18 protein-coding genes are annotated in these 20,715 nt (G+C 65.3%); 8 read left to right on the forward strand and 10 right to left on the reverse strand.

Annotated elements, in window-relative coordinates; genetic code table 11:
- Positions 1–113: 113 nt before the first annotated feature.
- The 5 genes from RJQ10_RS01815 to RJQ10_RS01835 form a co-directional block, all read right to left on the reverse strand.
- A complete protein-coding gene (locus tag RJQ10_RS01815) occupies positions 114–536 on the reverse strand; it encodes a nuclear transport factor 2 family protein (protein ID WP_350143040.1) in 423 nt (140 codons plus the stop codon).
- 201 nt (positions 537–737) lie between these two features.
- Positions 738–1,925 carry a hydroxymethylglutaryl-CoA reductase gene (locus tag RJQ10_RS01820; protein WP_350143042.1) on the reverse strand — a complete coding sequence of 396 codons (1,188 nt, stop codon included), beginning with the start codon at positions 1,923–1,925 and terminating at the stop codon, positions 738–740.
- Between the two features lie 73 nt (positions 1,926–1,998).
- Positions 1,999–3,804, reverse strand: coding sequence for a DNA helicase RecQ (gene recQ / locus RJQ10_RS01825; protein WP_350143044.1), 1,806 nt, complete (start codon positions 3,802–3,804; stop codon positions 1,999–2,001).
- 45 nt (positions 3,805–3,849) lie between these two features.
- Positions 3,850–5,316 carry an acyl-CoA carboxylase subunit beta gene (locus tag RJQ10_RS01830; protein ID WP_350143046.1) on the reverse strand — a complete coding sequence of 489 codons (1,467 nt, stop codon included), beginning with the start codon at positions 5,314–5,316 and terminating at the stop codon, positions 3,850–3,852.
- A gap of 106 nt (positions 5,317–5,422) precedes the next feature.
- Positions 5,423–6,910, reverse strand: a complete 1,488-nt coding sequence (locus RJQ10_RS01835; protein ID WP_350143048.1) for a flavin-containing monooxygenase — start codon at positions 6,908–6,910, stop codon at positions 5,423–5,425.
- 132 nt (positions 6,911–7,042) lie between these two features.
- On the opposite strand from RJQ10_RS01835, the gene RJQ10_RS01840 reads away from it, so the two are divergent.
- The 3 genes from RJQ10_RS01840 to RJQ10_RS01850 all read left to right on the forward strand — a co-directional run bounded on the left by RJQ10_RS01840 (position 7,043) and on the right by RJQ10_RS01850 (position 10,589).
- A complete protein-coding gene (locus tag RJQ10_RS01840) occupies positions 7,043–8,104 on the forward strand; it encodes a helix-turn-helix domain-containing protein (RefSeq protein WP_350143050.1) in 1,062 nt (353 codons plus the stop codon).
- A 180-nt stretch (positions 8,105–8,284) separates the two neighbouring features.
- Positions 8,285–8,491: a cold-shock protein gene (locus RJQ10_RS01845; protein ID WP_304704655.1), complete on the forward strand. Its 207-nt coding sequence runs from the start codon at positions 8,285–8,287 to the stop codon at positions 8,489–8,491.
- A 157-nt stretch (positions 8,492–8,648) separates the two neighbouring features.
- On the forward strand, positions 8,649–10,589 hold the full coding sequence (locus RJQ10_RS01850) for a DUF3604 domain-containing protein (RefSeq protein WP_350143052.1): 1,941 nt from the start codon (positions 8,649–8,651) through the stop codon (positions 10,587–10,589).
- On the opposite strand, the gene RJQ10_RS01855 is transcribed toward RJQ10_RS01850, so the two are convergent.
- Positions 10,566–11,210 (reverse strand): redoxin domain-containing protein, encoded by a 645-nt coding sequence (locus RJQ10_RS01855; protein ID WP_350143054.1) that lies wholly within the window; start codon positions 11,208–11,210, stop codon positions 10,566–10,568. The two genes, RJQ10_RS01850 and RJQ10_RS01855, sit on opposite strands and share 24 nt — an antisense overlap.
- A gap of 152 nt (positions 11,211–11,362) precedes the next feature.
- Between RJQ10_RS01855 and RJQ10_RS01860 the strand changes: the two genes are divergently transcribed.
- Positions 11,363–13,087, forward strand: a complete 1,725-nt coding sequence (locus RJQ10_RS01860) for an SLC13 family permease (RefSeq protein ID WP_350143056.1) — start codon at positions 11,363–11,365, stop codon at positions 13,085–13,087.
- Positions 13,088–13,093: 6 nt separating this feature from the next.
- On the opposite strand, the gene RJQ10_RS01865 is transcribed toward RJQ10_RS01860, so the two are convergent.
- A complete protein-coding gene (locus RJQ10_RS01865) occupies positions 13,094–14,107 on the reverse strand; it encodes a 3-ketosteroid-9-alpha-monooxygenase, oxygenase component (RefSeq protein ID WP_350143058.1) in 1,014 nt (337 codons plus the stop codon).
- A gap of 247 nt (positions 14,108–14,354) precedes the next feature.
- On the opposite strand from RJQ10_RS01865, the gene RJQ10_RS01870 reads away from it, so the two are divergent.
- The 3 genes from RJQ10_RS01870 to RJQ10_RS01880 are packed head-to-tail and all read left to right on the forward strand — an operon-like array spanning position 14,355 to position 16,851.
- Positions 14,355–15,128 (forward strand): SDR family NAD(P)-dependent oxidoreductase, encoded by a 774-nt coding sequence (locus tag RJQ10_RS01870; protein ID WP_350143060.1) that lies wholly within the window; start codon positions 14,355–14,357, stop codon positions 15,126–15,128.
- 4 nt (positions 15,129–15,132) lie between these two features.
- Positions 15,133–15,759, forward strand: a complete 627-nt coding sequence (locus RJQ10_RS01875; RefSeq protein WP_350143062.1) for a nuclear transport factor 2 family protein — start codon at positions 15,133–15,135, stop codon at positions 15,757–15,759.
- 33 nt (positions 15,760–15,792) lie between these two features.
- Complete coding sequence (locus RJQ10_RS01880; protein ID WP_350143064.1) at positions 15,793–16,851, forward strand: alkene reductase; 1,059 nt, start codon at positions 15,793–15,795, stop codon at positions 16,849–16,851.
- 5 nt (positions 16,852–16,856) lie between these two features.
- Here the strand turns inward: RJQ10_RS01880 and RJQ10_RS01885 are convergent, their stop codons facing one another.
- Positions 16,857–17,615: an SDR family NAD(P)-dependent oxidoreductase gene (locus RJQ10_RS01885; RefSeq protein WP_350143066.1), complete on the reverse strand. Its 759-nt coding sequence runs from the start codon at positions 17,613–17,615 to the stop codon at positions 16,857–16,859.
- Positions 17,616–17,827: 212 nt separating this feature from the next.
- Here RJQ10_RS01885 and RJQ10_RS01890 point away from each other — a divergent pair, with 212 nt between their 5' ends.
- Positions 17,828–18,580, forward strand: coding sequence for an SDR family NAD(P)-dependent oxidoreductase (locus RJQ10_RS01890; protein ID WP_350143068.1), 753 nt, complete (start codon positions 17,828–17,830; stop codon positions 18,578–18,580).
- Between the two features lie 11 nt (positions 18,581–18,591).
- Here the strand turns inward: RJQ10_RS01890 and RJQ10_RS01895 are convergent, their stop codons facing one another.
- Positions 18,592–19,947: an ATP-binding protein gene (locus tag RJQ10_RS01895; protein WP_350143070.1), complete on the reverse strand. Its 1,356-nt coding sequence runs from the start codon at positions 19,945–19,947 to the stop codon at positions 18,592–18,594.
- A complete protein-coding gene (locus tag RJQ10_RS01900; RefSeq protein ID WP_350143072.1) occupies positions 19,947–20,645 on the reverse strand; it encodes a response regulator in 699 nt (232 codons plus the stop codon). Before RJQ10_RS01900 ends, RJQ10_RS01895 begins: the two co-directional genes overlap by 1 nt.
- Between the last annotated feature and the right edge of the window lie 70 nt (positions 20,646–20,715).

Genomic DNA, 20,715 nt, shown 5'->3' on the forward strand with positions numbered 1-20,715 from the left:
GCCGCCCAGGTGGGGCCGCCCAGGTGGGGCCGCTTCGTCGGGCTTGTTTGCCGCATGTACCCGGCCTCGGCAGCTAGGCGCGCCTGCCCCTACTCGGTAGGCAATGAGATGCCTCAGTCCAACGGATACGGCGGCCGCTGCCCGCCGCAGAGCACGTCGGTCACCTGTTCCGTGTCCATGTACTCGGTGAGTTTGACCAGCTTGCCCTTGTCGAACTCGAACAGGAAATGGTAGTCGTTGCTGTAGGTCTGGCCGGACACATGTTCACCCTCACTGGAAGCCTCCACGGCGACTTTCTCGCCCTCGGCGACCATGCCGCGCACGGTGAAGGTGATGCCGGCAGGGAATACTTCCATGATGCTGGCGATGGCGCCGCGCAGTTCCGGGTATTCGGTGAGGCCGGAAATGAGCGTTGAGCCCATGGTCTCCACGCAACCGTTTCTGGCGTAGGCCGCGAGCACCGCATCGACGTTGCCTGCGCTGAGGTCCGCGAGGAACTGGCGAACACGCGCCTTGTTGTCTGTCTCTGTCGTCATTACTGTCACCCGCGAAATGGAGCGCCGGCGGCGCCATGGCCCCATCTTAGCCACCGGGATTGGTCGCGCCATCTCGCTGGTACAGCATTTCAAGCCAGGACATCCGACCCGTCGCAGCGGGTCGGCGCTGGTTCAACTATTCGACAAGACGAGGCCGGGCGGGCAGCGGCCAGGCTGCCGGGTGGAAGTTGCGTGCGGGTATCAGCGGTTCCTGCCCAGCCGTTCATGGGCATTGACCCATTCGTTCTGGCGGGTTTCCTTGTCCACCCGGGTGGCAGCGCCCAGTGACAGCTCCCCCGCGACGACCAGGCCGGCGGCGATTTCCGCCAGCTTCAATGCCTTGCCCTTGCCGTGGCAGTCCATGATCTCGAGGCACTCGCGCTGGGTGGGCAGATTGGTGCCGCCGCCGTAGGTGGCGAGGATCAGTGCCGGCAGGGTGATGGAGAAAAAGTAGTCGCCGGCACGGGTCACCCGGGTGTACACCGTGCACTGGTTGGACTCGCCGATATTGGCAATATCCTGGCCGGTAGCCAGGTACAGGGCGGCGAGGCCATTGGCGGGGTGTGCGGCGTTGTTCGAAGAGTGGGTGAGGAAGGAGGCCACGGTGGTGATGCCCCAGCCATAGTGCATGGCTTCCGGGGTGATGCGCAGGTTGGACTGCAGCACGTCCCGCGGCACGGTGATTTCCGCGGTCACCCGGCGCCCGCGACCCTTGAGCGAGTTTACCGAGGAGGTGCGTTTCTCGGTATCGAAGTTGCCGGAAAGCAGGTAGTGACGCATTCTCGGGAACTGCTCGCGGATCCACTCGCAGGCGACAAAAGTCGCCTTGCTGGTCATGTTCTGGCCAGCGGCATCGCCCGTGCTGTAGTCAAAGCGGGTGAACACCATGTTGTGGGCGATGTAGTGTTCGACCTCGTTGAGCTTGCCGACGGATGTGGTGCTTTCGGCCACCGCCTTGATCGCCGGGAAGTTCTCCACCAGCCATTCGTTGAAATCCCGCGCATCGCGGGCGTCCTTGAAGACGAAGCAGGGCGCCCGTTGCATGGCTTCGCCGCAGACGGTGGTTTTTACCCCGCCGCTCTCGCGAATGACTTTCATGCCGCGGTTGTAGCTGGCCAGCATGGTGCCCTCAACCGTGGCCATCGGTACGTAGAATTCGCCCTGCGCATGCTCACCGTCAATCAGCAAAGGGCCCGCCAGGCCAATCGGTACCTGGACTACGCCGAACATGTTCTCGATATTGCCGGCCATGACTTCGGGTTCGAAGGAGAACTGGCGCGTATGGTGCAGCTGCGCGGGGGTTTTTGCTTCGATAAAGGCCTGGCGTTCGGCGATGATGTCTCGGCTGTAGTCGTTCTCGTTGTTGCGCGGGATTTTGTTATTGCTCATGGCATCGCCCTCGGGAAAATGGGAAGGGTAGGAAAAAGGCCCCCGCAGCGCAAGCAACGCTCCGGCGGGGGGCTCAGCCGGCGGATTGTTCCAGGTGCTGTGCAATCACCCTGAGGAAATCCCGCCCGTATTTGTCGCGCTTGCGCTCGCCAACGCCGCTGAGGCGGCCAAAGGCATTGATGTCGCGGGGCAGCGCGGCGCACATTTCCTGCAGGGTGCGGTCGTGGAAGATGATGTACGGCGGTATGCCCTGGGTTTCTGCCAGGGCCCGGCGGCATTCGCGCAGGGCTTCCCAGAGCCCGACATCCACTTCCTCCGGCAGGGGCTGGCGGGTCTGCTGGCGGGTTGCCTTGCGGGCGATATCCTTGCGCAGTTGCAGGGTCTCCTCGCCCTTGAGCAGGGACCGGCACTTGTCCTGCAGGCGCAGGGCGCCAAAGCGCTCGAGATCCGCGCTGAGGTAGCCACCCGCGACCAGCTGGCGGAACACCGAGCGCCACTGGTGGTTGTCCAGCGACTTGCCGACGCCGAAGGTGGGCAGGCAATGATGGTCGTACTGGAAAATCCGGTCGTTCTCCACCCCGCGCAGCACCTCGATCAGGTGGTTGACGCCAAAGCGCTGGCCGGTGCGGTAGACCGCGCTTAGCGCCATGCGCGCGGCCTCGGTACCGTCCCAGGTGGGCACAGGGTCAAGGCAGGTGTCGCAGTTGCCGCAGGGCTCCAGAAGGTCATCGCCGAAATAGTGAAGCAGGGCCTGGCGCCGGCAGCTGGTGATTTCGCACAGGCCGAGCATGGCGTTGAGACGCTGCTGCTCCGCGCGCTTGTGCTCGGCGCTGCCCTCGGAGCTGTCCATCATCTGGCGCAGCTTGAGGACATCCTGCAGACCGTAGACCAGCCAGGCGTTCGCCGGCAAACCGTCGCGGCCGGCGCGGCCGGTTTCCTGGTAATAGGCTTCAATGGTCTTGGGCAGGTCCAGGTGGGCGACGAAGCGCACATCCGGTTTGTCGATGCCCATGCCGAAGGCGATGGTAGCGACCATGATCACAGCGTCCTCGCGCAGGAAGCGTGACTGGTGGCTGCTGCGCAGCGCGGCCGGGAGACCGGCGTGGTAGGGCAGGGCGTTGTAGCCCTCCTGCTGCAGCCACAGTGCGGTCTCCTGCACCTTCTTGCGCGACAGGCAGTAGACGATTCCCGCGTCGCGCGGGTGTTCCGCCTGCAGGAAGCGCAGCAGCTGCTGCTTCGGGTTCTGCTTCAGAGCGATGCGGTAGCGGATATTGGGGCGGTCGAAGCCGGCGATGAATTTTTCCGCATCCTCCAGGTCCAGCCTCGTAATGATTTCCTGGCGGGTGCGGGCATCGGCGGTCGCGGTGAGAGCGATCCTCGGCACTGCGGGGAAACGCTCGTGCAGCAGGCTCAGCTGCAGGTAGTCAGCGCGGAAGTCGTGGCCCCACTGGGATACGCAATGGGCCTCGTCGATTGCGAACAGGGCGATGTCCGCGCGTTCCAGCAAAGCCAGCATCCGGCCCTGTACCAGCCGTTCGGGAGCGATATAGAGCAGGTCCAGCTGGCCCTGGACCAGGGCCTGCTCCACCTCCTGGGCGGTGGCGGGGTCGAGGCTGGAATTGAGGTAGGCGGCCCGTACCCCCAGCTCCCGCAGCGCATCGACCTGGTCCTGCATCAGGGCGATCAGCGGCGAGATGACAATCCCGCAGCCATCGCGCACCAGCGCCGGCACCTGGTAACACAGGGATTTGCCGCCGCCGGTGGGCATCAGCACCAGCGCGTCCTGGCCGGCGACCAGTCGCTGCACGACGGCCTCCTGCAGGGGGCGAAAAGCGGGGTAACCGAAAACGGACTGGAGTACGGCGAGGGCAGAGGTCATGGCGGGCGAGTATACCCCAGTCCGGCCCGCTAGCCGGTGATCCAATCAGTGCAATAAGGCCTGAATCAGTTCGTTGCGCAGTTCGCGGGGGTCGATGACCCGGTCAAAGGCCATGGCATCGGCTCCGGCCCAGGCGCCGCTCTGGCGGGCCGCAAGCGCTTCGGCGGCATCGCTGTCGGCGCCGGTGACTGCGGCGGCGCCCAGGGCCGGGATGCCGCCCAGGCTGACTCCGGGCAGCGCCAGGCTCACCAGCTGCCGGTCCCAGGGGTTCATGCCCATGACCGAGCTGCCGAAACCAAAGGCCTTGCGCAGGGTGACGACCACCTTCTGTCCGCGATAGTGGCGCTGGGCCCGGAACATGTTGGCCGCCGCCCGCAGGACACCCGAGCGCTCCGCAGCCGGCCCGGGCATCACGCCGGGGTTGTCGACCAGGGATACCAGCGGCAGGCCGAACCGGTGCGCCAGGTCAATGAAGTAACTGGCCTTGTCGGCGGCCTGGCGGGTGATGGCACCCGCTTCAACGGCCGGCTGGTTGGCGATGAGCAGGCAGCTGCGGCCGCCGATGCGGGCGAGCGCGGCGATCAGGGTCCGGCCATAGTCTGGTTGCAATTCCAGCAGGCTGTCGGCGTCCACCAGCTCCGCCAGCACCCTGCGCATGTCATAGGGCTGAGCGACAACCGGCGGCATGATATCGAGCAGGCTGTCCACAGGGCGCGGCGCGCCTGCGGCGGGGTCCGCGGCTTTGGCCGCGAGCGTGTCGGGCTGTGCCAGCAGATCGAGGAATCGGCGCGCCAGGCTGAAGCACTCGGCCTCGCTGCCGCCACGCAGGTGGGCGACGCCACTGTCGCGGGTGTGGAGCAGGGCAGAGCCCAGCTGTTCAGCGGTGGTGTCGATACCCATGGCGGCCTTCACCAGTGGCGGCCCGGCGCTGAAGAGAGCGCTGTCCTCGGCCATGATTACCAGGTCGGCGAACATGGCGGCCAGGGCGCCGTGGCCGGCGGAGGTGCCGAGCACAAGGGCCACGATGGGCGCCTGTCCCTGCAGCTCGGCGAGCAGTTGCAGGTCGCCGGGAGCGTGGGGATAGCGCTCATCCTGGTTGCTGGCCCGCTCGCCGGCGCCGTCCAGCAACACCAGGAGGGGATAGCGCTGTTCCAGCGCCAGGCGCACCAGGCGGGCGCGCTTGGCGGCGTTGGGGTGGCCGATGGAGCCACCCTGGACGGTGAAGTCCTCCGCGAGGATAACGCAGCGGCGGCCGTCGATCTGCACAGTGCCCGCCACCAGGCCGTCGGCGGGTACCGCAGGCCGGCCGGCTGGATGCTGGCCGCCCGCCAGGGCGCCGTACTCCCTGAAGCTGCCCGCGTCGGCCAAGGCCTCGATACGCTCCCGGGCGGTGAGCCGTCCGCGCCGGTGCTGGCGGGCGATGCGGTCCTCACCGCCCTGGGCGACGGCGTCCTGCTGGCGCTGGCGCAGCTCGCACAACAGGGCTTCCCATTGCTTGCGGTATTCGGTCATGGTGGCGGGCCGTGTTGTTAGCGAAGACACTAAAATACGTAACGCCGCCGCCGCGGACAACGGCGGCGGTCTGGCCCCGGTTCAGTCTGTTGGTGCGCGACCGCCTTTATGCTGCCGAGGATCTCTTCGCTTGGGGCGGTTCCAGGCCGAATGCCGCCCAGTCCGGCTCCGCCATGCAGGCGGTGAAGCGGGCGAAATTCCACGGCCAGCTGGAGGGAATACCCTCCGCATCCAGGTACCAGCTGTCACAGCCCCCCAGGTACCAGACCGTGTTCTTGGCCGCGGCGACGCGCTCGGTCTCAAAGCTCTCCATGGCCTCGAGACTGGGGGCGATCTCGCTGCAATCGTCCCCCCGCAGGCGCGCCAGCAACTGGCTGATGTAGCCCCACTGGTGCTCGGCAATGTCTATCAGGGAGAAGTTGCCCACCGGCCCATTGGGGCCATTGAGCATGAACAGGTTCGGGAAATCGGGCATGGTTACCGCCAGGTAGGCCTTGGGTCGATCGGCCCAGAAGGCTTCCAGGCTGGCTCCGTTGCGCCCGTTGATCGTCATCGGGCGCATGAAGTGATCGGCATGGAAGCCCGTGGCATAGACGATCACGTCCAGCTCGTGCAGTTCCCCGTCCGCGGTGCGGATCCCTGCCGGCTCGATACGCTCAATGCCTTCGCGCACCAGCCGTGACTGTGGGTGCTGGATGGCCCGGTAGTAATCGGGCGAGAAAATCAGGCGTTTGCACAGCGGCGCGTGGTCCGGTCGCAGCAGCTCCCGCAGTGCCGGGTCGGTCACGGACTGTTCCAGGTTGTCCAGGCAGGCTTTGGCCATGGCGCGGGCGGGCTCCGATTCCATATCGGTGATGGACTGGGTGTAGGCCTCGACTGCAGCCATGTACTCGTCCACGTTCATCGCCTTGGCCAGTACCTCGGGATCCTGGAAGGCGGCCCGCTCTGCCTCGCTGAAGACCCCGTTTTCCACCGGCATGATCCACTGTGGCGTGCGCTGGTAGTGTTCCAGCAGCGCCGCCTTGCCCGCCAGCGCCGAGATGATCTGCACCCCGGTGGAACCGTTGCCGATGACGCCGATGCGCTTGCCCTCGAGCGCCACGCCATGGTCCCAGCGGGCGCTGTGCATCAGGTCCCCGCGGAAGGACTCGGCGCCGGCGATGTCCGGATAGCGGGGGTGGTGGAGTACGCCGGTGGCGGCGATCAGAATGTCGGCGCTGTCGCGGTGACCACTGCGGAACTCCAGCTGCCAGCGGCCATCGCGGTAGTCCGCGCGGGTGGCTTCCTCGCCGAACCGGGTCAATCGGTCGATACCGTATTTGGCAGCGGTGCGCTCGAAATAGGTCTGGATTTCAGGGCCGGGGGGGAGATGCCTGCTCCAGTCCGGATTGCGTTCGAAGCTGTAGGTGTAGAAATGCGAGGGCACGTCGCAGGTCAGGCCGGGGTAGGTGTTGTCGCGCCAGGTCCCGCCGACCCGGTCGGCCTTTTCGTAGAGGGTGATGTCGGTGTAACCCTCTTCCTGCAGGCGGATGCCGGCGAGGATGCCGGCCATACCGGCGCCGAGAACGATGATGCGGGGTTGTGTGGCGGACATGGGGATGGCTCCTGGCTGATGTGATTATGGTGATAGCTTACGGCAGAGCGGCCATTCAAGGCTTAACATTTATGTTCAACTTTATGGCAATATTGTCAAAATTGCCGACGGCTCACAGCGGTGCTGAATGTCATGCCTCAAAACACGCCTCAAGCTTCTCCCGCCCTGCGGAAACCGCCTGGCCCGGATGCCCCCAGTTCAACCTTTGCGCCGCTGGTGGAACTGTTGCTGGCGGAACTGGAGGCCTGCGGCCAGGCGGATGGCCTGCGCCAGCCGCCGCTCACCCTGGAGGCGTTTACCCGCTGGTATCTCGACGTGGTCCAGCGCCTGGATGCCTACCTGGCGGTTGGCGCCGATCACGCCCCGATGGCGCGGGGCGAGGTGGAGTTGATGTGCCGCTGCGCCCTGTCGGCCGCCGACTTGCGCGAGGTCATTGCCATCTGTGAACGTTTTGCCGGCATGTTGCAGCCGCGGGCGGGGCGCATCCGCCTGGAATCGGCAGCGGAGCGCGCCAGTTTCCGCCTTGATTCGCTCCGCGGCCAGCCCAGTACCGCCGGCAGTCTGGTGGATATCACCGGCCTGTTTGCATTTCTGCAGTTGTTCCAGTGGCTGCTCGGCAGGGAGCTGCCACTGGAACAGGTCCGTATCGGCCCCATACGTCGTAACGACGTGCTGCCCTTCCTGCGCCTGTTCCGGGCGCCGGTGCTGGCCGGTGGTGAGGACTATGCCCTGGACTTTGCCGCCGCGGCCCTGGACCTGCCGGTGGTGCGCAACCCCAGTGAGTTCACCGAGTTCTTTCACAGTTTTCCCTGCGCCGTGTTCGGTGTCCGTGGCCACAGCCTGCCGGGCCAGGTCGCCGCGCTGCTCTCTGCCGCCCTGCGCCACGGCGCGCCGCTGCCGAGCCAGGGGCAACTTGCCGAGGGCCTGGGGCTGCCGCTTTCGACCTTTCGCCGGCGCTTGCGGCAGGGGGGCAGTAACTACCGGGCCCTGCGGGAGGCTGCGCTGCGCAATGGCGCCTGCGAAGCCCTGGCGCAGCCGGACCGGCGGGTCGGTGATATAGCTGCCGGCCTGGGCTTTGCCGATGCCGCCAGCTTCACTCGGGCGTTTGTGCAGTGGTTCGGTGTGCCGCCGGGGGTGTGGCGGGACCAGTTCCTGCAGAAGGACCCCGCGCGGGGCGGCGAAAATAAACATTGACCGATTGTGCAACGCCTGTATACTCGGTCTTGCTTGAACGTTTTACACCTATCTTATGCATACCATTTCGAAGTCACGCAGTTAGTACCTCGTCCCTGATTTCATAAGTAATTGCACTACCTCAAGCCCTACCGCCTTCCCCGGAAGGTTTTATCTATACCTGAAATACAGGAACGTAACATGGCTACTAGCACCGGCACCGTAAAATGGTTTAACGAAACTAAAGGCTTCGGCTTCATCGAGCAGGAATCAGGCCCGGACGTATTTGCGCACTTCAGCGCGATCTCCGGCTCCGGCTTCAAGACGCTGATCGAAGGCCAGAAGGTTGAGTTCAACGTCACTCAGGGCCAGAAAGGCCCGCAAGCAGAAAACATCGTAGTCGTCTAAGACCGCGTAAGTTCTGCCAAGGCCCCCCGGTGGAGACACCGCGGGGCTTTTTTTATGCCCGTAATTCCCGGGCGGCGGTTCAACATGCCTTCCCCGGCAGTTTGCGCCCGGTGTGGCCGCTAATTATGGTGTGGTTTTCCCAGGCCCCGGGGGCAGCATGATTTTAGCATTCCTGTTTCAAGCAGCTGCGCATGACAGAGGCAGGCGGGCGCGCCAGTGCCTTGCTGCCCTGCTGATTGCCGCTCTGTTGCCGCTGTCGGCGGCCTGGGCGCAGGGCTCTGGCGGGGAGCGTACACCCTGCGGGCATCATCAACCGCTGCGCCAGCCGTTTTTTGGCGACCTCCATGTCCATACGCGCTACTCCCTGGATGCCAGTACCCAGGGCACCCGCACCTCGCCGGCGGACGCCTACCGCTTTGCCCGCGGGGAGAGGGTCGGTATCCAGCCCTGGGACGAATCCGGCCAGCCCGCACGCAGTCTGCAGCTGCGCCGGCCGCTGGACTTCGCCATGGTGTCCGATCACGCCGAGCTGATCGGTGAAGTCAACATGTGTGCCAACCCTGAGGTCTCGGGCTACTCCAGCTGGCAGTGTCGGTTTTACCGCACCTGGCCGCGGGGCGCCTACTACCTGTTCAATTATATGGCAGCGATGCGCGCCTCTCACCTGGGCATGTGCGGCGAGGACGGCGAGCGCTGCCTCGCGGCAGCCCTGGCGCCCTGGCGGGAGATGCAGGATGCGGCCGAGCGTCACTACGACCGCTCCGGAGACTGTGCCTTCACCACCTTTGTCGGCTACGAGTGGACCGGCGTGCAGGCGGATTCCGGCGGCAACCTGCACCGCAATATCGTGTTTCGCAGCGCCAGCGTGCCGGAACTGCCCGTAAGCTATATCGATGCGCCGGGTGAGACCCTGCTCTGGGACGCGCTGGAAACCCGGTGCATTGATGCCGACAACGGCTGTGATGCCCTGGTGATACCACACAACTCCAACCTGAGTGCGGGCCACATGTTCAGCGACCGCCTTGCTGACGGCTCGCCGGTCGATGCCGCCTATGCCCTGCGGCGCCAGCGCATGGAGCCCCTGGTGGAGATCATGCAGCACAAGGGGGCGTCGGAGTGTTTCTTTGCCCCGGACGTTACCCGCGACGAACTGTGTGCCTTCGAACAGCTGCCGCTGGACAATATCGCCGGCTTTGGCAATCCCCCCACCGGCAGCACCGGTTTCCTGCGCGAGACCTGGCGCCAGGGCCTGGCCCAGGAGGCCCTGCTCGGCGCCAACCCTTTCCGCTTCGGGGTGATCGCCAGCACGGATACGCATCTGGGCACGCCGGGCGCGGTGGAAGAAGACCGCTTTCTGGGCCACGGTGGTGCCGGCGTGCCGGCGCTGAAATCGGTGCCGCCCGGACTGCCTGACAAGCTTGAATACAACCCGGGAGGGCTCGCTGTGCTGTGGGCCGAGGAGAATTCCCGCGATGCCCTGTTCAGCGCCATGCGGCGGCGGGAGGCCTACGCCACCAGCGGGCCGCGAATCATTACCCGGCTGTTTGCCGGCTGGAACCTGGACCCCGAGCTGTGCGCGGTGCCCGACCAGCTTGAGCGCGCCTATGCCAGCGCGGTGCCCATGGGTTCGGAGCTGGGGCCGGCGCCCCCGGGCGGCGCCCTGCGCCTGCTGGTGGCGGCCGAGCAGGATGCCGGCACCGCCGACAGTCCGGGTATGCCGCTGCAGAAAATCCAGGTGATCAAGGGCTGGCTGGACGAGGAGGGTGAAACCCGCGAGCAGGTGGTGGATGTGGTGGGTGACCCGGTCAGCCGCGGCAAGGTGGACCTGGCGACCTGCGCTACCGCGGGCAGCGGCCATGCCCGGCTTTGTGCAGTCTGGGAGGACCCGGACTTTGATCCCGGACAGCGCGCCTTCTACTACACGCGAGTAGTGGAAAATCCCGGCTGTCGCTGGAGTCAGCGCCAGTGCCTGGCCGGGGGTGTCGACTGCAGTCGCCCGGAGACTATCGGCAAGGGCTTCGAAGGCTGCTGCGCAGCCGAACACCGGCCGCTGGTGCAGGAGCGGGCCTGGACCTCACCGGTCTGGTACCAGCCCTAGGACGTCCCGGGCGTAAGCCAGGGCTGCTGGCGCCGCCACCCGGGTGCGGTAGCCCTCGAGGAACAGCTTGCCGACGACGGTACCATCCGGCGCGACCACGATCATGCCGGGATGGGGGATGCCGTAGTGCTCGTCCCCCGGGCGATAGTCCTCGTGCAGGATTCCCAGGGTCTTGAAGCTCAGTGCCTCCACATCCGCCAGCAGGGGAATCGTGATCCCGTGCCGGCGGGCGAAAGCTGCCTGTTCCCCGGGGCTGTCGCTGGTGATCGTCACCAGGCCGATACCGGCGTCATCGAAGGCTCCCCGGTGCTCCTGCAGCTGGCGCATTTCCGCCATGCAATACGGGCACCACACCAGCGACCGGCTGGCCACCAGCACGGTGCCATTGGCGCCGGCAAAGCCGTCGAGCAGGGTGATTTCCCGGCCCTGGTGCAGCGCCCGCAGGCCCGGGAAGCGCGAGCCCACAGCGGGACCCAGGGACCGCAGCGCCTGGTCCGCAGAGACGAACATGTCCGCGGTCAGCCTGCTTTCCACAGCTTGCCGCAGGGGCGCGCGCAGGCTGTAGAGAATGCCGGCGGCAAGCACCAGGACGGCGATGACGCCGACAATAAGCCGTTGCATGGCTGTGTTCCTCAAGCCGGTGGTGACCGCGACAGTGTAACCGCAACGCGCTGGTCCCGCTGGTATGCATGGCTGGCAAGGATGACTTGTCGCTTGCACCGGGTTGCACGTATGCTTGCCCGTTTCGCATTTGCCGCCCCTGGACCCCATACATGATCGACCAGCTCCTGATTTCCGGCCTGTTCCTGTGGCTTCTGGGTAGCCTGATATTCAGCGACTGGGCGCCGTCGAAAATATTCCTCGGCACCATGCTGGCCGCGTACTTCCTCGGTCTGGTGGAAACGTCGCAGGTGCTGGAGAAGGCCTCGAACTCGGGGCTGATTACGCTGATCCTGCTGCTGCTGGTATCCATTGGCCTGGAGAAGCTGTCCTGGCTGAACAGCCTTTCCGGGCGCCTGATCTCCCCCAGTTATACGCTGAGCCTGTTGCGACTGGGTGGCGTCACGGCGGTCTTTTCCGCTTTCGTCAACAACACGGCGGTGGTGGCGACCCTGGCTACCGCCGTGCGCGCCAGCCGCCATCATCCGGCCTCGCGCCTGCTGATGCCCCTGTCCTATGCGGCGATCCTCGGCGGTACCATGACCCTGATCGGGACCTCCACCAACCTGATCGTCAGCAGCTTCCTGGAGGACGCCACGGGCGAGGGACTGGCCTTCTTCGATTTCTTTCCTGTCGGCGCCGCAGCGGTCGCGGTCGGTCTGCTGGTGATGCTGCTGTCGGCTCGCCTGCTCCCCCGCGCCAGCGCCGAGCAACTGCAGGTTGCGGAGTATGTGATCGAGGCGGAGGTGGGTCCCGGGTCCAGCCTGATCGGCAAGAGCATTGCGGACAATCGCCTGCGCGATCTCGACGCCCTGTTCCTGGTCGAGATCGTGCGCGGTGAGCACCTCATTTCGCCGGTGGCCCCCACTGAATTTATCGAGGCCGGGGACAAGCTGATTTTTTCCGGGGACATTACCCAGGTCAATGCCCTCGACGCCTTCGATGGCCTGCGCCTGTTCGCGGTGGAGGAGGGGTTGCTGCGGGAAAACATGATGGAAGTGATCGTCATGCCCAATGCCGCGATTGAGGGCAAGACCATCAAGGAGTCCGGTTTCCGCTCCCTGTTCGATGCCGCCGTGGTGGGAATGCGCCGCGGTGGCAAGCGTCTGTCGGGCAAGCTCGGCAACATCACGATCCAGGCCGGTGACAACCTGATGCTGGCGACCGGGCCGGATTTCAACGAGCGCAAGAACCTCGACAAGAACTTCGTGGTGGTGGACGACGCGGTAGCCGGCTCCAATACCACACCGCTGCAGAACTGGTCGGTCAGTCTGCTGCTCGCCACCGTGGTGCTGCTGGCGGCGCTGGAAATCCTGCCCCTGGTCAAGGGCCTGGTCCTGCTGCTGATCTGCATGCTGGGACTGCGTCTGGTGCGGGGCTCGGAGTTGCGCCGGCGCTTCCCGTTCGAGATCTGGCTGATCATTGCTTCCGCCCTGACCCTGTCCCAGGCCCTGACCAACACCGGCCTGGTGGCGACCCTGGCCCTGGCACTGCAGGACCAGCTCGTCGCCGTTGGCCCCTGGATGGCGCTGCTGGGTATCTACTTCGGCACATTGCTGCTCACCGAACTGATGACCAACAACGCGGCCGCGGCCTTGAGCTTCCCGGTCGCCTTCGGGCTGGCCGAGACCCTGGGCGTCAGCGCGATGCCGTTTGTAATGGCGGTTGCCTACGGTGCCAGCGCCAGTTTCCTGACGCCCTATGGCTACACCACCAATCTCATGGTGCAAAACCTCGGTGGCTACGGCATGCGGGACTACTTTCGCAGTGGCTTGCCGGTGTCCATCGCCTATTCCGCAGTGGTGCTGTGGCTGCTGCCCCGGGTGTTTCCGTTCTAGCGCGGCTCAACGCCCACCGGCACCGGGCCGCCAGTTGTCGTGGGTGTAGAACTGCGCGTACCACTTGCGGAACTTGGCGAAGGGGCCGTCGTTGTCACACAGCAGCGGCTTCTCGAAGTACTGCTTGTGGGTCCAGATGATGCGGTCCTCCTCCATCTGCCGGTAGATATCCTTGACGATGGCATCGGCGACACCGCCCACCGGTTCCCTGCCATCGACCTTTTTCTGGATGAAGGCATAAAAAGCCTTCGAGTTTTCATTGTCCACCGGGGTCAGGTTGGCCATCAGCACCGTGTCGCAGATACCGCTGAAGCGCACTGTGGCCTGTCCCGGCCCGGTGCTCTTGTTGGCGATCTCGCCGGTGACCTCGCCGCGGGGCGTGGCCATCTTGCTGATCAACTTGCCTGAGCGGTAGACGCCGTCAAACTCCATGATTTCGGGGGTGGGGATGTTCTGGGTGCCGTGGACATACAGGAAGTGGGCAGGGTCAACGGCGTTCTCGCCGATCTCCTGCATATGGGTCCCGATGTCCCAGGTGTGAATCTTGAAGCTGCCCCAGTCGCCGTTGTCGGCGGCGGCTTCCGGGATTTCTTCCGGCTCGAAATGGGGTGCCGCGCCTTCCGGGTGGTACCACACGTAGATCACCTGGTTCAGTTCCCGTACATGCCACGGCCGGATGACCTGCTCGCCGCGGGCGACCCTGGGCGGCAGATTGGTGGCATAGGGCACATCGGTGCACTGGCCGTCGCCGTTGTAGGCCCAGCCGTGGAACGGGCAGACGATAGAGTCCCCGCGCACCTCCGAACCGACGCCCGCTTGCCCGCGGATGCCGTAGCCGAGGTGGGCGCCCATATGGGGGCAATAGGCGTCCAGGACTTTTGCCTCTCCACTTTCGGTCCGGAACAGCACCAGGTCGGTAGCGAAATAGCGCAGGGGCATGGAGGCGGCGACAGGCAATTCCTGTGAGTAGGCGACCTGGAACCAGCCCAGGGGAATAGGCATGGGGATACGTTGACTCATGTTGGGATACTCCGTGCATTGGCAGCATTGCATTGACGCCTGGTACTCTACGGCAGCCCCGGGCTGATTGGTATGACTTGCAAATTTCCAGCGAAACGTTACCGGGGTAAATAATCATACCCTGCCGGCTATTCGTCGCTGGCGAGTGCGTGTCTGCCCCCGCCGGGGAGCGTGGCAGTTGACCGTTCGCCCCGGCGCTGCCTAAGCTGCCGCTCTTTCTATACGATGGTCACAAGAGGACAGGCAGATGAGACTGCAGGGCAAAGTTGCGATTGTCACCGGCTCGGGACAGGGTATTGGTGCTGCCACCGCCCTGCGGTTTGCGGAAGAGGGTGCCGCGGTGGTGCTGGCCGCCCGCAGCGAGGACAAGCTTGCCGCGGTGGCGGACACCATTGCGGCGGCCGGGGGGCGGGCTCTGGTCTGTCCCACGGACATTGCGGATGAGGACGCGGTGCGCGCACTGGTGGCCAGGACTGTGGACGCCTTCGGCCGTCTCGACATCGTGGTCAACAATGCCGTGCTGATGGTGCCGGGAATGCTCGCGAACCACGATACCAAAGCCTGGCGACAGAATTTCATCGTCTCTCTCGACGGCGCCATGTTCCTGATGCGCGAGGCCTACCCCCAGCTCAGGGCCAACCGCGGCGCAGTCGTCAATGTCTCCTCGGTCTGTGGCCTGCGCGGTTCCCCGGCCACGGCAGGTTACAGCGCTGCCAAGGCGGCGCTGCTGGGTCTGTCGCGCAACGCGGCAATGGAGTGGGGCAAGCAGGGCATACGGGTCAACACCGTGATTCCCGGTGCTTTCATGACTCCGCCCACCGCGGCGGTTCTGCCGGACGACGCGTCGCGCGAGGCCACGGCCAAATCCATTCCCATCGGCCGCATCGGTGATCCCCGGGAGTGCGCCAACGCCATCCTGTTCCTGGCCAGCGACGAAGCGTCCTATATCACGGGTACCGAACTGGTGGTCGACGGCGGCCGCGTGGCCGAGCTTAACGCCGGCACGGCGAGCTGGGAGTAGGGCGATGACGGACGCGAGCCTGCTGCGACGAATAGACCGCCTGGAGTCGCTGGATGAGATACGCCAGCTGGCGGCCAAGTACTCCCTGTCCCTGGACATGCGTGACCTCGACGCCCACGTCAATCTGTTCGCGCCGGACATTCGGGTGAGCCGGGAGAAAGTCGGCCGCAGCCAGCTGAAGCGCTGGCTGGACGATACCCTGCGCCTGCAGTTCACCGGCACCTCGCACCATATTGGCAATCACATCATCGAATTCGATGATCCGGATCGTGCCCACGGCGTGGTTTATTCCAAGAACGAGCACGAAACCGGTGACCAGTGGGTCATCATGCAAATGCTGTACTGGGACAATTACGAGCGCATCGACGGGCGCTGGCTTTTTCGCCGCCGCCTGCCCTGCTACTGGTACGCCACCGACCTCAACAGCCCGCCCATCGGCGAACACAAGATGCGCTGGCCGGACCGCGAATCCTACGACGGCGCCTATCACGATCTGTGGCCCTCCTGGGCCGACTTTTGGGCGCACCCGCCGACTGCGGATGAACCCGAGGTGGCCGCGCCGGCGCCGCTGGAAGAATTTCTCGCCACCATGCGACGCGGCGCCCCCGAGCCGCGCATCCGCGTTCGCTGAACCCAGCTCACCTGACCAAGGATAATCACAGCAATGGATCTTCTGACACCACTCCAGCTCGGCGACCTGCAGTTGCGCAACCGCATCGTGATGGCGCCCATGACCCGCAGCCGGGCGGGCAGCGATGCCGTACCGACAGCGCTGATGACCGAGTACTACCGCCAGCGGGCCGGCGCCGGCCTGATTGTCAGTGAGGGGATCGCGCCCAGCGCCAACGGTCTCGGCTACTGTCGCACGCCGGGCATTTACAGCACGGAGCAGGTGGCGGCCTGGCGCGAGGTGACCACTGCCGTGCATGCGGAGGGGGGCACTATCGTTGCCCAGATCATGCATGTGGGGCGGGTTGCGAGCCATCACAACAAGCCCGCCGGCGCGGAGACCGGGGCGCCGTCGGCGGTCACGGCCAACGGTGAGATCTATACCGACCAGGCCGGCATGCAGCCGATGGACGCTCCCCGGGCACTGGCGCTGGCAGAGATACCCGGGGTGATCGAAGAGTACCGCCAGGCCACGGCGAATGCACTCGCCGCAGGCTTCGACGGCGTAGAGCTGCACTGTACCAGCGGTTATCTGCCCGCCCAGTTCCTGTCCACCGGCACCAACCGGCGCACCGATGTCTACGGAGGCCCGGTCGCCAACCGTGCGCGCTTCGTGCTGGAAGTACTGGCGGCGATGGCGGCGGAGGCAGGCGCCGGCCGGGTTGGCATGCGCATCTGTCCGGACAACGGTTTCAACGATCTGTCCGACGACAACCCGCAGGAGACCTTCGACTATCTGCTGGCCGCAGCCGCCAAAATGGATCTCGCCTGGTTGCATGTCATCCGCATGCCCACCGGCCGGGTCGACAACCTGGCACTGGGTCAGCGCTATTTCGGCGACAGGCTGATCGCCAACGAGAGCTACAAGCTGCAGGAAGCGGGGGACGCAGTGGGCGCCGGCGCGGTAGCGGCGGTGTCCTTCGGGCGCCCGTTCATCGCCAATCCGGACCTGGTGGCGCGTTGGCAACAGCAGCTGCCGTTGGCCAAGTTTGATCCCAACACCCTGTATACCCCCGGACCCGAGGGCTATACCAGCTACCCCCCGGCCCGCTAAGGGCGCTAGCGAACCGCGCCGCCGCCGTCCACCGACAGGAGCTGGCCGGTGATGAAGGAGGCGCGGTCGCTGCACAGGAAGGCGACTGCCTCGGCGATTTCCCCGGGTTCCCCGATGCGATTCAGTACGGCGGTCTTTTTCAGCTGCTCGGCGACCTTCGGCTGTTCGGTGAAATACTTTTCCAGGCCCGGGGTGCGGATGACGCCCGGCGACACGGCGTTGATGCGAATGCCCTGGGCACCGTACTCCGCGGCGGAGCTTTTGGTCAGGATATTCACGCCGCCCTTGGCGGCGGCATAGGCGGTGTTGAATGCCTGGCCCTTGAGCGAGGCGTTGGAGGAGATGTTGACAATAGCGCCGCCGCCCGCCGCCAGCATTGCCGGGATCTCGTATTTCATGCACAGCCAGGTGTTGGTCAGGCACATTTCCAGAGTCTGGTCGAACACTTCGCGGCTGTACTCGTGAATAGGGCCGGAGCCGCGGCTCAGGGCGGCGCTGTTGCAGGCGACGTCGAGCCGGCCCCAGGCGCTGATGGCGGCGGCGACCATATCCTTCACGGATGTTTCATCGCTGACGTCGCCGTGGACGAACAGCGCTTCGCCGCCGGTTGCCACAATGCTCGCCACGGTTTCCTCGCCCGACTCGGCATTGAAATCGGCGACCAGAACCTTCGCTCCTTCGCGGGCGAAACACTGGGCTATGGCTCGCCCTATGCCCTGGCCCGCGCCGGTGACGATGCCGATCTTGCCCTCGAGAATTGTCATGCCCTGTTCCTCTTTGCCCGCCGTCAGAAAAGCGAATGGTAGCGGGAATGGGGCGGCGCTTCAGTGCTTCCCCGGCAACATCAGCCAGCGGGTACAACATGACAGTACGATGGCAGAAAAGCGCCCGCGAGGCGGCTTGCAGGCCCCCGTGACCTGTCGTCGGGGTAGTGCTGACGGTATGCTGGCGAGCAGTCAACAGGTGGAGCCAGAGGATGAATCTACAGGGTAAAGTGGCACTGGTAACCGGTGCCGGGCAGGGCGTGGGACAGGGCATCGCCCTGGCGCTGGCAGCGCAGGGCGCCAGAGTAGCGGTCAGTGGCCGCACGCTGGAAAAACTGGAGGCGACGGTCCTGAAGATTGCAGAGCGCGGCGGCGAGGCATTGCCGGTGGTATGCGAGGTGAAGTCTCCCGCATCGCTGCAGGGCTGCGTCGACACAGTCATCGGCAAATGGGGCGCACTCAATATTCTGGTCAACAATGCCCAGGAAGTGCCGCTGGGGCGTCTGCTGGAGGTCACCGACGACGCGGTGACCGCGGGCTGGGAATCCGGTCCGATGGCGACGCTGCGCCTGATGAAGCTCTGCTACCCCTACCTCAAGGGCGACGGCGTGATCATCAACCTGGGCAGCTCTGCCGCCAAACGCTGGGATATGGCGGGCTACGGCGCGTACGCCGGGATCAAGGAGGCCATTCGCTCCCTGACCCGGGCGGCGGCCTGCGAATGGGGCCCGGACAATATCCGCTGCAACGCCATCCTGCCTCACGCGCTGTCGCCGGCCCTGGAATGGTGGCTGCAGCGCGACCCCGCGGAAGCGGAAGCGTTTTTCGCCCAGATACCCCAGCGCCGGATCGGGGACTGCGAGCAGGATATCGGCCGGTTTGTCGCCCTGCTGTGCTCGGAGGGAGCGGGCTATGTCAATGGCCAGAGCATTGCCCTGGATGGCGGCCAGGCATTTCTGGGCTGACGCCGGGCTGGTTACCGGGCGTCAAACAAGGGCAGGGTGATGTCCATCCTCAGGCCGGGTCCGGTATTGCGCGCGGTGATGGTGCCGCCATGCTGGATGATGGCTCGGCGGGCGATGGCCAGTCCGAGGCCGTAGCCGCCGGTCTCCCGGGCCCGGGCCGAGTCGACCCGGTAGAATTCGTCGAATATGCGTTCCAGCTCCCCGGCAGGAATGCCCGGGCCCTGGTCCTGGACGCTCACCCTGATCTCCCCGGCCGTCGCGCTGATCGCGACCGCGACAACCGTATCCCGCGGGCTGTAGTACAGGGCATTGCGCAGCACGTTGTCAAAGGCCTTGCGCAAGCGCCCGCCGTCCCCGAGCACCAGGGCCTGACCACAGTCGGTTTGCAGGTCTACCCTGCGGCCACTTTCCCTGCCCTCGAAGCTGGCGTCATTGCAGAGGTCGCGCAGCAGGGGCACCAGGTCGATATGCTCGTCCATTGCCAGCTGGTCACTCTGGCTGCGCAACAGTTCCGCGATCAGTTCATCCAGGCGGCTGGCCTCGCGTTCAATTCGCTCCAGCTGTAGACCCGCCGCGGTCGGATTCTGCTCCGCCAGTGCCAGCGCGACCCGGAGGCGCGCCAGGGGCGAACGCAATTCGTGGGATACGTCCGCAAGTAGCCGTCGCTGGGCATCAATCCGCTGCTGCAACTGGGCCGCCATGCGATTGAAATCCCGCGCCAGGTCATCGGTTTCATCGCCGCCCCGGCCGCGCACCGCCAGGCGCACCGCCAGGTCGCCGTCGGCCAGCTTGGCGGCGGCCTGCCGCAATCCGCCCAGACGCCGGGTCAGCAGTCGCGACAGCAGGTAGCAGAGCAGGCCCGACACCAGTACCGCCAGCGCTCCTCGCAGCCACAGGTTTCTGCCCAGCTCGTTGACCAGGCGTGACCTGCTGGGCTTCAGCACCAGTACCGAGCGCATCGGGCCCAGATCTTCGCGGTACAGCTGGTGGGCGACCAGGTGGCGGGCGTTGTCGCGAATAAAAGCACGTCGGTCACCTGTGTCCAGACGCGCCGCAACCGTTGCCACATTCTTCGGTACCCGTCGCCCGAGGATGTCTTCGCCACTGGCGTCGAGGAAGTAGACCTGCACCCCGCGTTTCGCCTGCGCCTCCGCAATGACGTCCGGAAGTTTTTCGCTGGTCTGGTTCTGCAGGTCGTAGAGCAGGCGCACTACCAAACGCGGCGGTGTTTCGCCGTGACGGGCATGGCTGTCGTCTGGTACCAGTGAGTCCAGGTACTGGCCCGCCAGCAGCCAGCTGCCCAGCACCGCGATAGTGACTACCCAGAAGCCCAGGAAAATCTTGACGAACAGGGAGGACGCCGGCATCAGCTGCGGTCCTCGTGGGTGACAGTGAACTGGTATCCGGCGCCGCGAATACTGACGATAGGGTTGTCTGCCCCGCAGGCGGCGAACTTCTTGCGGATCTTGCTGACATGCACGTCGACACTGCGGTCATAGGCCGATAGCGGACGCCCCAGGGCCTGGCGGCTCAGGGACTCCTTGTCCACAACATTGCCGGCGTGCAGCAGCAGCGTATGGAGAATGTTGAATTCGGCGCTGGTCAGCTCCAGGTCGCGTTTGTCCCAGGAGGCGCTGCGGTCGGCTGTATTGAGCTGTGTCAGGCCCACTCTGAGGTCGGCATCCCTGGCTGGCTCCGCGCTGCGCCCGCGGCGCAGGATGGCGCGCAGGCGCGCGGCCAGCTCCCGCGGGTTGCAGGGCTTGGGCAGGTAATCATCGGCGCCGAGTTCGAGGCCGATGATGCGGTCGGTGTCCTCGCCGCGGGCGGTGAGCATGAGTACCGGTGTGTCCAGTCGCTCGCGCAATTTGCGCAGTACCTCCAGGCCCTGCATCCCGGGCAACATGATATCCAGCACGATGGCGTCAAACACCGTCTGCTGGCAGCGCTGCAGAGCTTCGCGCCCATCGTGGCAGAGCTCCACGCCAAAGCCTTCCAGCTGCAGAAATTCCTGCAGCAGTGCACACAGCTCATGGTCATCATCAATGATCAGTAGACGCTCGGTCATGGGGCAGATTCAATGTCACGGTGTTGTGCGCAGTGTGCGGCGCTGGCGCTGGAAAATCCATGCTCCGGCG

Source organism: Haliea sp. (assembly GCF_040222615.1).
Lineage (GTDB): Bacteria > Pseudomonadota > Gammaproteobacteria > Pseudomonadales > Halieaceae > Haliea.

Excerpts from the sequence above, each read along its gene's own strand:
- RJQ10_RS01815 (WP_350143040.1), bottom strand. The coding sequence starts at position 536 with ATGACGACAGAGACAGACAACAAGGCGCGTGTTCGCCAGTTCCTCGCG.
- RJQ10_RS01845 (WP_304704655.1), top strand. The coding sequence starts at position 8,285 with ATGGCTACTAGCACCGGCACCGTAAAATGGTTTAACGAAACTAAAGGC.
- RJQ10_RS01865 (WP_350143058.1), bottom strand. The coding sequence starts at position 14,107 with ATGAGTCAACGTATCCCCATGCCTATTCCCCTGGGCTGGTTCCAGGTC.
- RJQ10_RS01875 (WP_350143062.1), top strand. The coding sequence starts at position 15,133 with ATGACGGACGCGAGCCTGCTGCGACGAATAGACCGCCTGGAGTCGCTG.
- RJQ10_RS01895 (WP_350143070.1), bottom strand. The coding sequence starts at position 19,947 with ATGCCGGCGTCCTCCCTGTTCGTCAAGATTTTCCTGGGCTTCTGGGTA.
- RJQ10_RS01900 (WP_350143072.1), bottom strand. The coding sequence starts at position 20,645 with ATGACCGAGCGTCTACTGATCATTGATGATGACCATGAGCTGTGTGCA.
- RJQ10_RS01820 (WP_350143042.1), bottom strand. The coding sequence starts at position 1,925 with ATGAGCAATAACAAAATCCCGCGCAACAACGAGAACGACTACAGCCGA.
- RJQ10_RS01840 (WP_350143050.1), top strand. The coding sequence starts at position 7,043 with ATGCCTCAAAACACGCCTCAAGCTTCTCCCGCCCTGCGGAAACCGCCT.
- RJQ10_RS01855 (WP_350143054.1), bottom strand. The coding sequence starts at position 11,210 with ATGCAACGGCTTATTGTCGGCGTCATCGCCGTCCTGGTGCTTGCCGCC.
- RJQ10_RS01850 (WP_350143052.1), top strand. The coding sequence starts at position 8,649 with ATGATTTTAGCATTCCTGTTTCAAGCAGCTGCGCATGACAGAGGCAGG.
- RJQ10_RS01830 (WP_350143046.1), bottom strand. The coding sequence starts at position 5,316 with ATGACCGAATACCGCAAGCAATGGGAAGCCCTGTTGTGCGAGCTGCGC.
- RJQ10_RS01885 (WP_350143066.1), bottom strand. The coding sequence starts at position 17,615 with ATGACAATTCTCGAGGGCAAGATCGGCATCGTCACCGGCGCGGGCCAG.
- RJQ10_RS01890 (WP_350143068.1), top strand. The coding sequence starts at position 17,828 with ATGAATCTACAGGGTAAAGTGGCACTGGTAACCGGTGCCGGGCAGGGC.
- RJQ10_RS01835 (WP_350143048.1), bottom strand. The coding sequence starts at position 6,910 with ATGTCCGCCACACAACCCCGCATCATCGTTCTCGGCGCCGGTATGGCC.
- RJQ10_RS01880 (WP_350143064.1), top strand. The coding sequence starts at position 15,793 with ATGGATCTTCTGACACCACTCCAGCTCGGCGACCTGCAGTTGCGCAAC.
- RJQ10_RS01860 (WP_350143056.1), top strand. The coding sequence starts at position 11,363 with ATGATCGACCAGCTCCTGATTTCCGGCCTGTTCCTGTGGCTTCTGGGT.
- recQ (WP_350143044.1), bottom strand. The coding sequence starts at position 3,804 with ATGACCTCTGCCCTCGCCGTACTCCAGTCCGTTTTCGGTTACCCCGCT.
- RJQ10_RS01870 (WP_350143060.1), top strand. The coding sequence starts at position 14,355 with ATGAGACTGCAGGGCAAAGTTGCGATTGTCACCGGCTCGGGACAGGGT.